The sequence below is a fragment of the Glutamicibacter sp. AOP12-B1-11 genome (assembly GCF_052379245.1).
Taxonomy (GTDB): Bacteria; Actinomycetota; Actinomycetes; order Actinomycetales; family Micrococcaceae; genus Glutamicibacter.
The window spans coordinates 22,832-37,195 of sequence record NZ_JBQSYL010000018.1 but is presented as its reverse complement, the minus strand read 5'-3'; the positions used below and the strand labels follow the sequence as shown (position 1 = coordinate 37,195).

Annotated in this window: 13 protein-coding genes; 6 read left to right on the top strand and 7 right to left on the bottom strand. The window is 59.8% G+C overall.

From position 1 onward, the window contains the following. Positions 1 to 2: 2 nt before the first annotated feature. Together ACT3UQ_RS11930 and ACT3UQ_RS11925 are read right to left on the bottom strand one after the other, a co-directional pair. On the bottom strand, positions 3 to 797 hold the full coding sequence (locus ACT3UQ_RS11930) for a carbon-nitrogen hydrolase family protein (RefSeq protein ID WP_096255235.1): 795 nt from the start codon (positions 795 to 797) through the stop codon (positions 3 to 5). Between the two features lie 151 nt (positions 798 to 948). Further along, positions 949 to 1,980, bottom strand: a complete 1,032-nt coding sequence (locus ACT3UQ_RS11925; protein ID WP_096255237.1) for an aldo/keto reductase — start codon at positions 1,978 to 1,980, stop codon at positions 949 to 951. 105 nt (positions 1,981 to 2,085) lie between these two features. Between ACT3UQ_RS11925 and ACT3UQ_RS11920 the strand changes: the two genes are divergently transcribed. Next, positions 2,086 to 2,772 carry a TetR family transcriptional regulator gene (locus ACT3UQ_RS11920; RefSeq protein ID WP_096255239.1) on the top strand — a complete coding sequence of 229 codons (687 nt, stop codon included), beginning with the start codon at positions 2,086 to 2,088 and terminating at the stop codon, positions 2,770 to 2,772. A 14-nt stretch (positions 2,773 to 2,786) separates the two neighbouring features. On the opposite strand, the gene ACT3UQ_RS11915 is transcribed toward ACT3UQ_RS11920, so the two are convergent. Further along, the gene (locus ACT3UQ_RS11915; protein ID WP_105569360.1) at positions 2,787 to 3,374 is read right to left on the bottom strand and encodes a TetR family transcriptional regulator; all 588 of its coding nucleotides are present in this window, start codon (positions 3,372 to 3,374) and stop codon (positions 2,787 to 2,789) included. Positions 3,375 to 3,457: 83 nt separating this feature from the next. Here ACT3UQ_RS11915 and ACT3UQ_RS11910 point away from each other — a divergent pair, with 83 nt between their 5' ends. Continuing rightward, the gene (locus tag ACT3UQ_RS11910; protein WP_105553979.1) at positions 3,458 to 4,234 is read left to right on the top strand and encodes an SDR family NAD(P)-dependent oxidoreductase; all 777 of its coding nucleotides are present in this window, start codon (positions 3,458 to 3,460) and stop codon (positions 4,232 to 4,234) included. Positions 4,235 to 4,780: 546 nt separating this feature from the next. Here ACT3UQ_RS11910 and ACT3UQ_RS11905 read toward each other — a convergent pair. From ACT3UQ_RS11905 to ACT3UQ_RS11890, 4 genes are all read right to left on the bottom strand, one after another. After that, a complete protein-coding gene (locus ACT3UQ_RS11905; RefSeq protein WP_105553978.1) occupies positions 4,781 to 5,713 on the bottom strand; it encodes a 3-keto-5-aminohexanoate cleavage protein in 933 nt (310 codons plus the stop codon). A 16-nt stretch (positions 5,714 to 5,729) separates the two neighbouring features. Then, entirely contained in the window at positions 5,730 to 6,506 is a 777-nt protein-coding gene (locus tag ACT3UQ_RS11900; RefSeq protein WP_105553977.1) for an SDR family oxidoreductase, read from the bottom strand. A gap of 33 nt (positions 6,507 to 6,539) precedes the next feature. After that, positions 6,540 to 7,862 (bottom strand): MFS transporter, encoded by a 1,323-nt coding sequence (locus ACT3UQ_RS11895; RefSeq protein ID WP_105553976.1) that lies wholly within the window; start codon positions 7,860 to 7,862, stop codon positions 6,540 to 6,542. 78 nt (positions 7,863 to 7,940) lie between these two features. Then, entirely contained in the window at positions 7,941 to 8,999 is a 1,059-nt protein-coding gene (locus ACT3UQ_RS11890) for a LacI family DNA-binding transcriptional regulator (protein WP_105553975.1), read from the bottom strand. An 889-nt stretch (positions 9,000 to 9,888) separates the two neighbouring features. On the opposite strand from ACT3UQ_RS11890, the gene ACT3UQ_RS11885 reads away from it, so the two are divergent. The 4 genes from ACT3UQ_RS11885 (at position 9,889) to ACT3UQ_RS11870 (ending at position 14,343) form a co-directional block, all read left to right on the top strand. Continuing rightward, complete coding sequence (locus ACT3UQ_RS11885) at positions 9,889 to 10,560, top strand: GntR family transcriptional regulator (protein ID WP_219843940.1); 672 nt, start codon at positions 9,889 to 9,891, stop codon at positions 10,558 to 10,560. A 320-nt stretch (positions 10,561 to 10,880) separates the two neighbouring features. Further along, the gene (locus ACT3UQ_RS11880) at positions 10,881 to 12,077 is read left to right on the top strand and encodes an iron-containing alcohol dehydrogenase (protein WP_181148327.1); all 1,197 of its coding nucleotides are present in this window, start codon (positions 10,881 to 10,883) and stop codon (positions 12,075 to 12,077) included. Between the two features lie 28 nt (positions 12,078 to 12,105). Next, positions 12,106 to 13,557, top strand: a complete 1,452-nt coding sequence (locus tag ACT3UQ_RS11875) for an aldehyde dehydrogenase family protein (protein ID WP_105553973.1) — start codon at positions 12,106 to 12,108, stop codon at positions 13,555 to 13,557. 27 nt (positions 13,558 to 13,584) lie between these two features. Further along, positions 13,585 to 14,343, top strand: a complete 759-nt coding sequence (locus tag ACT3UQ_RS11870; RefSeq protein ID WP_105553972.1) for an SDR family oxidoreductase — start codon at positions 13,585 to 13,587, stop codon at positions 14,341 to 14,343. The last annotated feature ends 21 nt before the right edge of the window (positions 14,344 to 14,364 follow it).

Sequence of the window (14,364 nt, the reverse complement as noted above, 5' to 3'; positions counted from 1 at the left end):
GCCTACAAGTCCACAGCGTTGGCGAGTACGGGCAGTTGCTTTCGAGCGTGCGCGACCTGATCCAGATCAAGGTCAACTACCAGCAGCTGCGGTTCTGTGCCCGCCTGGGCAATGATCCGGCCCAAGGGGTCCACCACCACGGAATGCCCGACTCCCAATGGTGCGGCGCCCGTAACCTGCCGGCCAATGCTGGCAGGGTCGGCCTGGTCAACGGCCACCACAAAAGTCGTGGAATCCAGGGCTCTGGCCTGAGCCAGAGTGGTCCACTGTTCGGCCTTGCCCTCGCCCTGGCCCCAGGAGGCGGCGACGATATTAACCTTGGCTCCCGCCCGGGCATGGTGGACGAACAATTGGGGGAATCGCAGGTCATAGCAGGTGGCCAGTCCGACAATGGTGCCTTGGTGGTCAAACTGCACCGGAGTGTTTCCGGCGGTCACGGTATCCGACTCGGAAAAACCGAAGGCGTCGTAGAGGTGGATCTTGTCGTAGTGCGTATCGACACCATTGCCTGCGACCAATAAGGTGTTCCGCACCCGGCCTTCTTGGCCCGGGGTGAACATGCCCACGGCGATGGTGATGCCGATGTCGCGGGCCTGCTGGCGGACTAACGTAGCCCACGGCCCGTCTAAACGCTGGGCAAAGTCGGCTAGCGGGTGGCCAAAGGACACCTGCATGGCTTCGGGAAAGACCACCAATGTTGCGCCGGCTGCTTTCGCTTGCCGCGCATGATCACGGATGGTCACCAAGTTTCGCTGCGGATCTGCGGTGCTCAATACCTGAGCCAATGCGATTCTCATGGTGGGCTAGTCCTTCCTCGCCAAATACTGGAAATACCCTACGCTCGAAACTCTACGCAGTAGCGGTGATAAGCGGAAACGGGTGGCAGAGCTGAGCGGTTGAACAGCCAGTGCGGATGAATGCTCCGGGTTTAACCCGCGGGGCTCAGCACTATAAGTTCGCCATCTGCTGTTCTTCGCGGCCCTTGGAAACAGAATAGATGTCTCGTTGACGTTCGCCGTCGACTTGAGCAGCCAAGGCATCCAACTCGTTCATTGATAGTTCGGAGAGCCGAATGTTCAGCGCCTCCAAGTTGTCATCAAAATGGGCACGGAAGCGGGTGCCCGGAATTGGTGAAACGGCCACGCTGTGGCGGTCAGCCTGCTCGTAGACCCAGCTCAGCGCCACCTGCGCCGTGGAGAATCCTTCACGTTCGGCCACGGCCTCGATGACCTTTCGCAGCCGCAGATTCCGCTTCATGCTCGTTGGTTCGAAGCGTGGGAAATTATGCCGGATATCGCCGGACTCCAACTGCTCCAGCGAGTCCACCTGTCCGGTGAAGTAGCCGCGGCCCAGCGAGGCATAGGGAACCAAACCGACCCCGAGCTCGCATGCCGTCGGAAGCAGCCAGCGCTCAATATCCCGGCTGAAGATCGAGTACTCCATCTGAATTGCGGTGATCGGGTGGATTTGATGTGCCCGACGAAGCTCGTTGGAGGTTACCTCGGATAATCCGATGTGTTTGATCTTGCCGGCTTGAACCAGTTCAGCGTAGGCTCCGACGGTCTCCTCGATCGGCACGCGGCTATCAACCCTGTGGTAGTAGTACAGGTCCACTTCGTCGACACCGAGTCGTTGCAGGCTCGCATCGAGACATTCCTTGATGAAGGCCGGATCGCCATTGGCTCGTGGATCGCCCGGGTTTTTTGGGCGAACAATGCCAGCCTTGGTGGCCAGCGTAACTTCATCGCTGCGCGTCTTGAGCACCCGGGACAGCAGGGACTCATTATGTCCTTCGCCGTAAATGTTGGCGGTGTCGAGGAAAGTAACTCCGCTATCGATGACGTGATTTAGGGTGCGCAGAGATTCGTCATCCTCGGCCGAGCCATAGGGTCCGCTAAGTGACATGCTCCCGAACCCTTGACCGGTTATCTGCAGCCCTTGCCCGAGCTCGATGGTGCCTACCTTGATGTCCTGTGCCATGCGAATCCCTCATGTCTGCATTGTTATCTATTATCGAGCCTAACTAAGAGGTCCTAAGTATGACGTCAAAACGGGTTGATTGTTGAGATTCGTTAACTTGCCTCTATGCGACACGCCGAGAATAAATTGTCCCTGATATGGGCGAAGAGACTGAGTCTCAAAAGAGGTCGATCATCTCAGAGTAAAGTTTTTGCCATGGTCCCTGCGGTGCGTGAACGAGTGCGCGAGAAGATGAAGGTCGAGTTGGCAGAACAGATCTATACCCTGTTCGCCGAGCAAGGACTGGAGAACGTTACTGCACAGCAAGCCGCTCAATCAGTGGGCATTTCCCGGGCTACCTTCTTCAGGTATTTCTCCTCGAAGGAAGATGCGGTGATCACCGCCCTAGGTTCGCTGAATGTGCATTTTTCTGAAGCGTTGGCGTCCATGGCCTCTCATCCCGGAGAAAGCCTGCTGGAACTTTTGCGCCGAAGCTTTGAATCGACGGTCGTGGCCGCAGAACAAGACCCAGAAGCCCTACGGGGACGAATTCAGCTGGTGTGGGGGAGTCCCGCGTTGCGCGCCAGCTGGCAAGAATTTAGACGTGAGCAGCAGGCTTCCCTGGCGCAGGCATTATCGTCATTTTGCGCCAACGTTCGTCGGGCGGAAACCTCTGCGCTGCTGGCCATGGCGCTCTATGACCACGCGTTAGTTCGCTGGGTTAGCGCGCCCGAAGAAAGCTTGCGCGAAATCCTAGATGAAGCATTCGACTTTGCCGCCATGATCGATGATCAGTGGGCCGGCGCGAAATAGCTTCCGCAGTGGGGCTACGGCAGGCGAAGAACTTTCATGGCGTTCGTGAGGAACTGAGCGGGGCTGAGTTCGTTGGATTGCGCCCAGCGGATCCACGCAGAGAAGGTGACGCTGCCAAAGGCCACCGAAAGGTAGTGGGCCTCATCTACGCTGAGTCCGCCGTCCACTAGATGCTGCAGCATTCGTCCGTTTTGCGGGGCCATCCGCAGGGGTGCCTGGGCCAACAGTTCGGGTTGTTCTGCGATTAGACGAAGCCGGCCGCGGGTGACTTCCAAATCCGGTAGCGATCGCAGGGCGGCTTGGATTGCCTCATGCATGGCGTCCAGCAACCGCATGTCAGAGCCTTGTGCGACATCCAATGCCTGTTCCGAAATTTCAGCAGCTTCGAGCAGTCCTCCCCACACCAGATCCGCCTTGGACGCGAAGTAGCGGTAGAGGCTTTTGCGTCCAATTCCCGCCTCTTCGGCAATTTGCGCCATGGAGACCGCGCCGTAGCCGTGTTTGGCAAAAAGTTCTAGGGCGGTGCGGGCCACCGATTCCGGATTAATGCTCTGCGGGCGTCCGGAGAGGCGTGTGGTGGAGAGATCCTGAGTGTCCGGCATATCTCAAGTATGACCCATTGAGTTATGACACTCTGTGTCATAATATGAAGTTACTATTGTCTAAGTAATCAGAAAGAGCGGTCATGAGCACGGAAAACGTTTGGCAGGAAAAAATCACCCCGGCACGTTTTGACGGCAAAACCGTCATTGTCACCGGCGCGGGTTCAGGCATCGGCAAGGCGACCGCCCTGCGCGTGGCACAAGAAGGCGGCAAGGTGATCGCGGCAGATATCAGCGGTGAGCGCCTCGGCGAATTGGTCGCAGAAAACCCGGAGCTGAGCATCGTTGCGGTAGCCGGTGACATCACCGATCAGCACGTCGTTGATCGGATCGTTGCCGCTGGCGAAGGCAAGGTCGATGCCCTGGCCAACGTCGCGGGCATTATGGACAAGTTTGAGCCCATCCATGAGGTGGAAGACTCCACCTGGGAGCGCGTGTTCAACGTCAATTTGAATTCGATCCTAAAGCTGACCCGGTCCGTAGTGCCCCTGATGCTAGAGGCCGAAAGCGGCACGGTTGTGAACGTCGCCTCGGAAGCGGGGCTGCGCGGCTCGGCAGCAGGCGTTGCCTACACCGCCTCGAAGCATGCGGTGGTCGGCATGACCAAAAACTCAGCCGTCATGTACGGGAAGAAGGGGATCCGCTTCAACGCAGTCGCCCCTGGTGCGGTGCAGACCAACATCGAGGCGCCGATGGATTCGGCATATGCCCAGCAGGTGATTGCGCCGCTGATGAGCATCATTCCCGGCATGGCAACCGCGGCTCAGTTGGCAGCTTCCATCACCTTCCTGCTCAGCGACGACAGCACCAACATCAATGGTGTGGTGCTTGCCTCGGACACCGGTTGGAGCGCCATCTAGTTTCGCAGATCTAATGCCCCAGTGCCGCTTTAGTACGCAGCTAGTAGGCGCCGGGCTAGGTTGCTGGCCAGAATTGCGAATTTGACCCAGGTGGGCAGAACCACTGAACCGGTGCTTGTTCAACTCGGAGGAGGTCCCCGAGAAATCTTAGTTCCTTGGATAGCAGCCTAATCTTAGGTACCGGTGGGTGGGGTAGACATTGATCCAAAGATCCACCCAGCGCTGCGCCTGGAAATGGCTGCCAAGCGCCCCGCTGGCTGGATCATTGTTCGTACGGTCTTCCACGACAAATCCAATCACAGAGTTTGCCGCGTTTTTAGCTTTGGGGCGCCAATACCGGCAAGAACTTGCCCCATTGAATTTGGGATTCCCCGCGTTGCCCATCGGCGACCGCCGCGGCCTCTTTGAGCGAGGTGGTGACCATACTGAGCGCCGCGCACCTAGGTTGTCCAGCCACTGTTGTTTTGGATCGTCGCGTGACCCGGGTGACGGGCTACGTTCAACCAGACACTGTCGGAGGTTCTGAAAATCACCGGTTCGTGAATCCTAGAATCCGACGTTTTCACGGCCCTTTAGCGTCAACATCTCGCGGGCCTCGTCGGGGGTGGCGACTTCGAAGTTCAGTGCCTCGAGGATGGTACGGATACGGGTTACTTGCTCGGCGTTTGAGGCGGCAAGTTGGCCGGGCCCGATCCATAGCGAATCTTCTAGGCCAACGCGGACGTGAGAGCCCATCGCCGCACCTATGGTGGCCAGTGGCATCTGATTTTTACCGGCACCCAGGATCGACCACTCGTAGGAATCGCCGAAGAGCCGGTCGGCGGTCCGACGCATGTGCATGAGATCCTCGGGGTGCGCCCCGATGCCGCCGAGCAGCCCGAAGACAGACTGGACGAAGAGCGGTCCGCGGGCCAAGCCGCGTAATTGGAAGTGCGCGAGGTTGTTCAGGTGCGATATGTCGTAGCACTCGAACTCGAAGCGGGTGTCGTTCGTATTCCCGATCTCCAAGATCTTTTGGATGTCGGCGAAGGTGTTTTTAAAGACGAGATCCCGGGAGTTCTCCAGACCTTCACGTTCCCACTCGTGGCCAAATTCCTTGAAGCGATCAAGCATGGGGTAAAGCCCGAAGTTCATCGATCCCATGTTCAGCGAGGCGAGCTCCGGTTTGAACTCGATTACCGGGCGCATCCGCTCTTCCACGCTCATATGCGGTGATCCACCGGTAGTGATGTTGATGATGGCGTCGGTGTTGGCCTTGAGCCTGGCCAGAATGGGCTCGAAGTGGGCGGGTTCCTGCGAAGGGCGCCCATCCTTCGGGTCCCGTGCATGCATGTGCACGATCGAGGCCCCGGCCTCGGCGGCACCGATTGCGGCATCGGCGATCTCATCGGCTGTGACCGGCAGATAAGGGGACATGGTGGGGGTGTGGATGGCGCCGGTAACGGCGGAGGTAATGATGACCTTGCGTGATGTTGCCATGATGGTGTCGATTTCCTTAGTAGAGCTTTTCGGTGTTGCCGTCAACTGCCATGGCCTGGCCATTGACGCTGCGGGCAAGGGAACTGGACAGGAACACTGCCATGTCGGCGATGTCGCCGGGTTCGGCAAGCTGGTTCAGCGAGGACTGGCGGTGGTAGAGATTGGAGACTTCCTCAAGCGGGCGATCGAGCATGTCTGCCTTGGCCTTGATGACGGCTTCGATGCGCGGTCCGTTCACGGCACCTGGGCAGATGGCGTTGACGCGAATGCGCTCGTCACCCAGCTCGATGGACAGTGTTTTCGTCAGCCCGATCACTGCCCATTTGGAAGCCGAGTAGGGGCTTCGCCCGGCCATGCCCAGTCGTCCCGCGGCCGAAGAGAGATTGACGATCGAGGCCTCAGACCCCTTGCGCAGCAGTGGTAGCAGGTGCTTGATGCAATAGAACTGCCCGTGCACGTTGACGTCGAAGGTGGCCTTCCAAGCTTCGGCATCGAGAGTCTCGACCGGTCCGGTGGGCCCGGCGATTCCGGCGTTGTTGACCAGCACGTCCAGTCCGCCCAGCTCTTTGCTGACCGTGGCGGCGAGTTCAATGACCTGGGATTCATCAGACACGTCGCTTACTGCCGCAGCGAATCCTGCCTTGCGGGCCGCCTCGACGGCCGCCGGATTTATATCCGTGACGAACACGGACGCCCCGAGGTCCTTGAATGCGGTGGCGATGGCCAAGCCAATACCGGCGGCTCCCGCCGTGACCAGCACCCTGCGCTGGGTAAAATCCAGTTTGTTCTCCATGGTGGTGTTTTTCTTTCTTGGTTCGTGGGAAATCTAGTGTGCGGCGACGGAGGACTTTGCAGGGTCTTCGGTACCGCGCTTGAGCTTGCGGGTCAAAAGAGCGCCGATGGTGCACATGGCGACAATGAACCAGAGGCCTGAGATCTTGCTGCCGGTGGCTTCCTCCATGAAGCCCATGACGTAGGGGCCGAGGAACCCGCCGAAGAGGCCGATGGTGTTCACGAAGGCGATGCCGCCTGCCAGCGCTGCACCGGAGAGGCGCGTTGCCGGGTACGTGAAGAGGATCGGCTGCAGGGCGAAGAAGTTGAAGGCGGCCAGGCAGAAGCCGATCATGCCCAGGATCGGGCCTCCGATGGCCCCGAGTGTGAAACCGGCGACGATACCGACCATTGTGGAGGTGGCGATCAATCGGGAGCGGGATGCGTTGGTGGCCAGTCGCGGCAACAGCAGGGCGCCGGCGGCGGAGAAAATCCATGGAATGGAGGTCAGCAGGCCGATCTGGATAGTGTTCAAAGCGCCGTAGGTGCCGATGATCGAGGGCAGGAAGAAACTCAAAGCGTAGACGGCAATCTGGTGCGTGAAGTAGATGGCCACGACCAGCAGGATCTGTTTGTCCTTTAGCACGTGGCGCAGCTTCGAGTTTCCGGAGGCCTTGGCCCCTGCGGTCTCCTCTGCCAGGATGCTTGCCTCGAGGTCCTCGGCTTCCTCCCGAGTGAGGAATTTGGATTCGGTGGGCTTATTGGGCAGGCACTTCCAGACGACGAAGGCAAGGATGCAGGCGGGGATGCCCTCGATGATGAACATCCACTGCCAGCCGTGCAGGCCGCCGAGTCCGTCAAGGGTTAGCAGTACGCCGCCCAGCGGGGCTCCGACGATGTTGGCGATGGAAACTCCGAGCAGGAACATGCCGTTGGCCTTGGCGCGGTCCTTGACCACGAACCACTGGGTGATGAAGTAGATGACGCCGGGGAACAGCCCAGCCTCGGCGATGCCCAGCAGCATGCGCAGGATGTAGAAGGACCATTCGCCTTGTACGAAAGCCATGCAGGCAGAGAGGATTCCCCAGGTGATCATGATGCGCATGATCCAAAAGCGGGCACCGACCTTGTGCATGATCAAGTTCGAGGGGATCTCAGAGAGGGCATAGGTCAGAAAGAACAGCCCGGCGCCGATGCCGTAGGCTGTGGCGGAGATTCCGAGGTCGATTTCCATCCGGTCTTTGGCCATGCCGATGTTGGTCCGGTCGATGAATGCCATGACGTACGCGGCAATCAGCAGCGGCATGATGCGCCGGAAAATGATCTTGTTGACGACTTCGGGGGACCGTTTTGTGGTCGTCTTTGCTTGTTTAGACATGTCAATGACTTTCTGGATCGGGCATGGCGGAAGAAGGCGGGGCGAGCGTCAGGGGATCAAGATTTTAGAGAGAATGGTTTATTGGGCGCCAAGGTCGGCTTGGCAGCCGCAGGTGCGACCGGTATGCAGTCGGTGACCGCATACCGAATGTTTGTAGGTGCTTCGCGGACGGGTGATCTGGTCAAGGAGGAGTTCGAAGGAGCGCTCAGCCATTTCTTTGACGGGTTGGACGATTGTGGTCAGCCCGATTAATCCGGAACGGCTGTGCGGCAACCCGTCGCTTCCGACCACCGCCACGTCATCTGGGATGCGCAGTCCGAGAGATAGCGCATGTTCCATAACGCCAATGGCGATCTCATCGGAGCCGCAGACAATTGCTCGTGGAGGATTCGGTGAGCCGAGGAGTTTTTCGGCGGCTACACGGCCGCCGTCTGAATTCAGCCTGGTACTGATCTTTCGCTCCCCGGTGATGAGCACGCCGACGGCTGCGGCCGTGCGCACGAAGGCATGTTCACGGGCCAGCGACGCGGTTGAAAAACGTGGCCCGATGACTGTGGCTATGTCCGTGTAGCCGTGGCCCAAGATGTGGTTCATGAGATCGGTGGCGGCGGCATCGTCGTCGATGCCTACGAAGTCGCCGGGAAGGTGGTCCGAGCGACGGGAGAGGCATACATAGGGGATGCGCTTTTGGCGCAGCGTTCGCAACGCCCTGGAGTCTTCGCGTAGCGCGGCGGCGGAGATGACGCCATCCACGTTCCTAGCAGCTAGAGTTCCGGCGACCTGGGCGAGCGATTCGGGCTCGTCCTGGGTGGTAGCTACGAAGACCTCGAAACCCTCAGCGGCCGTGGCATTAATAATGTGCTGCGCCCAACCCGTGTACATCTGATTGACGATGTTCGGAAGAATTAATCCCACGACCCGAGTCAGCAGCGGATCTCGACCCGCGATGTTCCTTGACGGGCGGAATCCCATTTCATTGGCAATCTTCACGACGTGCCGCCGAGTCTCCAAAGAGGCTCCGGGGCGCCCATTCATGATGTAGCTGACAGTGGCCGTGGAAACGCCCGATGCACGGGCTACCGCGGCGGCTGATACGCGGGCCGGACGGACTGGTGGGGTTTCGGTCGTGCTCGGCATCTTTGCCTCCTTTTGCGGTGTCGCTTCTAAAGCGTGTTATTCCTTGGCGTGTGATGACCATTACAGACCTGAGATTTACGTTAAGCAACGTTAAGCGACCGGAGCCAGGGCGAATTCCCCCTTTTGATTGGAACCGGAACGATCCTTCGCCCGGTCATCAGCTGATTCATAAACTACGAAAGAAAGAGCGCATAAAGTTTCTTACTAAAGCCCATGCCTTGATTCTGACCTCGAGTGCCTGAGGCGCAGGCTGAGTGAAACCGCAGCAATGCGCACAGCCGTCGCAATGGGCGGTGAAATCTAAAGTAGATATTCTGGATGTCGTCGGTGCACGGTCTCGGTTTCTTTGTCCGTAGGAACTCGTAGACAGACTAATTTTCCGCGAACTTCGAATCTCGGCACAGTCAATCTGCCGTGAGAGTGAAGGCATCGCAGGCCTACTGCCACACGTACACGCCCGTACCGGATGGTGCAGATTCATGGAATGTGCGCGAATTTATGAGGTGATCTGCATACTGGACACGTGGCTCATCTTCCAGAAAAAGGGGCGAGGAATCCGCGACCCGGGTATGAACAATGCCTGGACCGCGGGACACTCGCATATTGGTCATCGAGCCAGCAGAATCGTCTGCGGATTCACGTGAGCGAGGAATTGGATCCGGAAAACGAAAAACAGCGACTCCTGGCCACTCTCTATCGGTGGCAAGCTAGGGATTGGATCCATGTTCGTGCGATGATTGTTTTAAATCTATCCCCGCGAGAGGCAGGGGGGTTGGCCGCCACTCGGCGGAAAAATTCTCGAATCGACACACCACCCTAAAGGCTAGACTGCGCAGCAGGAAGCCCAGAGGCGACGGAGTGTACTTTCGACAGACAAGGAGGACCCAAGGTGCTAGGGGAATTACCATCAGCCATCAGTGGGCAGCGAGTCGCCGACGAATTGCGGAGACTGATCCTCGAAGGCGAATTCAAGCCGGGGCAGCGTTTAGGGCAGGAAATGTTGGCCGATCGGTTCAATGCGAGCCGAATGCCGGTTCGCGAGGCCTTGCGCCAACTTGAGGCCGAGGGGTTAGTCTCGATCGTCCCGCATAGCGGCACCTGGGTGGCTAAGCTGGATGCCTTCGAATTTGATCAAACGTACAAGATGCGCGAGGTTGTCGAACCACTAGCTGTCCGCGAGAGCATCCCCAACCTCTCAGATGCTCAAATCGACCGGCTCGGCGAGTTGGTCGAGGAAATTGACGCGACTGCAGGACCGCATCGCGACGTAGAGGGATTCCTTCGCTTGGATCGGGAATTTCATTTGCTCACGTACGCAGGTGTGCGCCACCAACCGCTTCTCGATTTAGTTCTGCGGCAGTGGAACACTACGCAGCACTATCGTCGCCTGCTTGTACACCGTCAGTCGGTGGAGGATGTCGTCGCAACGAATCTGGACCACGCGCTGATTCTCGATGGAATCCGACGCCGGGATCCGGAATCTGCCGCCGCCATGGTTCACCTGCATATTCGACGGACCAGGAATACCTTGGTTGACCCTACAGATGACACATTCGTGTAATTGGATCCAAATCTGAGTTTAGTGTAAATATTAATTACCCTCACGCCGCTACCAACGCAGGTAGCGGCGTTGTTATTTTCCCCGTGTTTACTGTATTTTTTGGGAAATCTATTCTTGCATCGTAATGTCCGATGCTGTAGACGCTGGTAGTTTGATGAAGTGTTTTCTCACGATTGGATACAATTTACTTGACCTGAGTCACATGCCTGTGTTTATCTGGAACCTATTGGATCCAATCTTGAATCTTGGATCTCCGGGTTACCGAACGCTCCGGCGTCGGAGAGCCCCAAAAATACGTACTTATGAAAGGCAAGACGACGATGTCAAACCCATGGTGGCCTTCGGCTTCTGCTGATTCGGTGTTCCTCTCCCCGGCAGCCGTGATCGGCGGAGCCGGAGCGGTGCGCAATCTCTCGGAGATTCTTTCCACCCAGCTCGCAATCAAGACTGGATCCATTTTGCTGGCCGTGGATGACGCCGTGGCAGCCGCCGGGCTCATCACTCCCGTCGAGGACGCACTGCGCGAGGCGGGCTACGAAGTCCACACCCGCGGAGGATTCGGTGCCGAACCTTCGGCAGAGATCGTTGATGCAGTGGCCGCCGAAGCTCGGGCGGCTGGTATTTCCGCGGTCGTTGGCATCGGTGGCGGTTCGGTTTTGGATTCGTCCAAGATCGTCGCCCTGCTGTTGCGCAACGAAGGCGGTTCGGGGGACTGGACCGGAGTGGTGGCCCCCGAAAATGGGGTGGCACCACTGGTACTTGTTCCCACCACCTGCGGCACCGGCTCGGAAGCCACTCGCATCGCTATGGTCACGGTGGAGGGTAGCAAGCGTGCTTCCAGTTGCGCCCTGTATGTCCCGCGCGTCGCGGTGATAGACCCCGAATTGGTGTCTTCGCTGCCTAAATCCGTGATCGCGGCTACCGGGATGGACGCTCTGGCCCACGCCATCGAAGCGCTCATGTCGACCAGCGCCTCCGTGCTCTCCTCCCACCACTCCCTGCGCGCCATCGAGCTGCTGGTCGGCAACCTGGAAAAGGCATACAACGGGGACAAGGATGCGTTGGCCAATGTCCTGTGGGCCTCGCATATCGCGGGCCAGTCACTGAACGCGGGCGTAGTGCTCGGCCACTCGCTGGCCTACTGCCTCGCGCACGAGCAGCCCATGCCTCACGGGGTGTCCTGTGCGATCGCCCTGCCTTACTGCATTGCCTACAACCAGAACCTGGAACCTGGATTGGCCAAGCTCATCGCCTCGGCGCTGACCGGCGGGCAAAGCGAGGACCTGCGAGTCGCCGCTACGGAGGTTTCGGAGCTCTCTGGTCGCATGGGACTTCCGCGGACGCTTGCCGAAGCGCGCATCAACCCCGACTCCGTCCCGGAAATGGCGAGATTGTGCGCGACCGACTATCCACGTCCCACTAACCCGGAGCCCTTCGACGAGCAGCTCCTTGCGGATCTTTTCCGCTCCATGGAGTCCGGCGATTTGGATCTCGCCTTCGCCGCCACCGCCCGCTGACACATCCTCAGAAGGAAAGACTTTAACCATGACTTACGGACTACTGAAGAACCTCGTCAACGGGGAATTCGTGGCCTCCGATTCCGGAGCCCAGATTGATGTCTACAACCCCGCAACCGCCGGGGAAAAAGTCGGCTCGGTGCCGGCCATGAGCAGCGATGAGGTCGCCCGGGTCTTCGCCGCCGCCGAAGCCGGGGCGAAGACCTGGAAGAAGACCAACCAGCTTCAGCGCGGACGTGTCCTGCTCAACGCCGCGGCGTTGATCCGTGAACGCAGCGATGAGCTGGCCTCGCTGATCGTCACCGAAATGGGTAAGACAAAGGCCGAGGCTACCGGAGAGGTCGGCAAGACCGCCGAATTCTTCGAATACTACGGTGGCATGGGCCGCGACAGCTACGGCGACTTCCTCGCCGACGCCCGCCCCGGAACCTTTGCCGCGCGCATCGTCGAGCCGCTCGGCGTAGTCCTGCTCATCACCCCGTGGAATGACCCCTTCCTGACCCCGGCCCGCAAACTGGGTCCGGCGCTGATCTCCGGCAACGCGGTGGTCATCAAGCCCGCCACGGTAACCCCGCTGATCACCCTGCGCCTGGCCGAAATCCTGCACGAGGCTGGTCTGCCCGCCGGCGTGCTGGGCACGGTTACCGGCCGCGGTTCCGAGCTGGGCGACGCACTCTTCGACTACGCCGGACTTCGCGCGGTGTCCTTCACCGGTTCCACCGCGGTGGGCAAGGGCATCCAGGCGAAACTGGCCGGCGGCGGCATCCGCGTGCAGACAGAAATGGGCGGAAAGAACGCGGCGGTCGTCCTAGACGACGCCGACCTTGACCTGGCCATTCCGACCATTGTCGCGGGGGCCTTCGCGCAGGCTGGACAGCGTTGCACGGCCACCAGCCGACTGATCGTCCAGAAGGGGATTGCCCTCGATGTGCGCACCCGCATTGCCGATGCCGTGGCGAAGCTGCGCGTCGCGGCCGGCTCTGGTGAGCAGGTTGACCTCGGACCGGTAGTGGACGAGGGCGCGCAGAGCACGATCCGCGGCCACGTCGAGAGAGCCATCACGCAGGGTGCCGAGGTGATTGCCCGCCGCGAGCTCGAAGGCGAGGCCGCCACCGCGGGCGCCTTCGTGGAGCCTACCTTCCTGGGCATCACCACCGAGCATGACATCTGGAAGGAAGAGGTCTTCGGGCCGGTGCTGGGCATGGTCGAGGTGGATTCGCTGGACGAGGCAATCGCCGCGGTCAACGACTCCGCGTACGGGCTGTCCAGCGCAATCTTCACCCGCGATCTGGCCAACGCCTTCCGCTTCCTCGAAGAGGCTGACACCGGCCAGATCTCGATCAATCAGCCCACCACCGGCTGGGACATCCACCACTCCTTCGGCGGATTCAAGGATTCCGGCTCCGGGTACAAGGAGCAGGGTCGGGACGCGCTGGCGTTCTACACCCGCATCAAGGCCGCGGCAATCCGCACGCACTAGGGCAGAAACTTCGAGAGGAAACGCACCATGAACAACGAACTCTTTTCCTTGACCGGCCGACGCGCCGTCGTCACCGGCGGCGGTCGCGGGTTGGGCAAGGCCATTGCGGCCGGTCTGGCCTCCGCGGGCGCCACCGTGGTGGTGGTCTCCCGGACCGCCGCGGACGTCGAATCAGCTGCTGCGGAACTGGGCGCCAATGTTCATCCGCTCTCCCTCGATGTAGCCAGCGGCGCGGCCGGGCAGATGGTTGACGCCATGGAAAAAGCAGCTGGCGGGGCCATAGATATCGTGGTCCACGCGGCCGGGGTCCAGCACCGCCAGCCGGCCGAGGAATTCGACGCCGAGGCTTGGGATCACGTGTTGCGAGTCAACCTCACCGCTCCCTTCGCGCTCAGCCAGGAAATCGGCCGACGCCAACTCGCGGGGGAGCGGGGCGGCAGCCACATCTTCGTCGGATCGCTCACCAGCCTGATCTCGGTTCCGGATGTGGCCGCCTATACGGCTAGCAAGTCCGGAGTCTATGGGCTGGTACGCAACCTCAGCACCGAATGGTCCTCGCGCGGCATCCGGGTCAATGGGATCGGGCCCGGGTACTTCCGCACCGCGCTGACCGAGAAGGTCTTCGCCGACGAGGCGCGCTACCAGAAGATGCTGGACCGAATTCCCATGGGCCGCTTCGGCAATCCGGAGGAATTGGCCGGCACCGCGGTATTCCTCGCTTCGGATGCTGCCAGCTACCTCACCGGCCAGCTGCTGATGGTCGACGGCGGCTGGACCGCCTCCTAGGCGCCAGCCATTCGACCACCC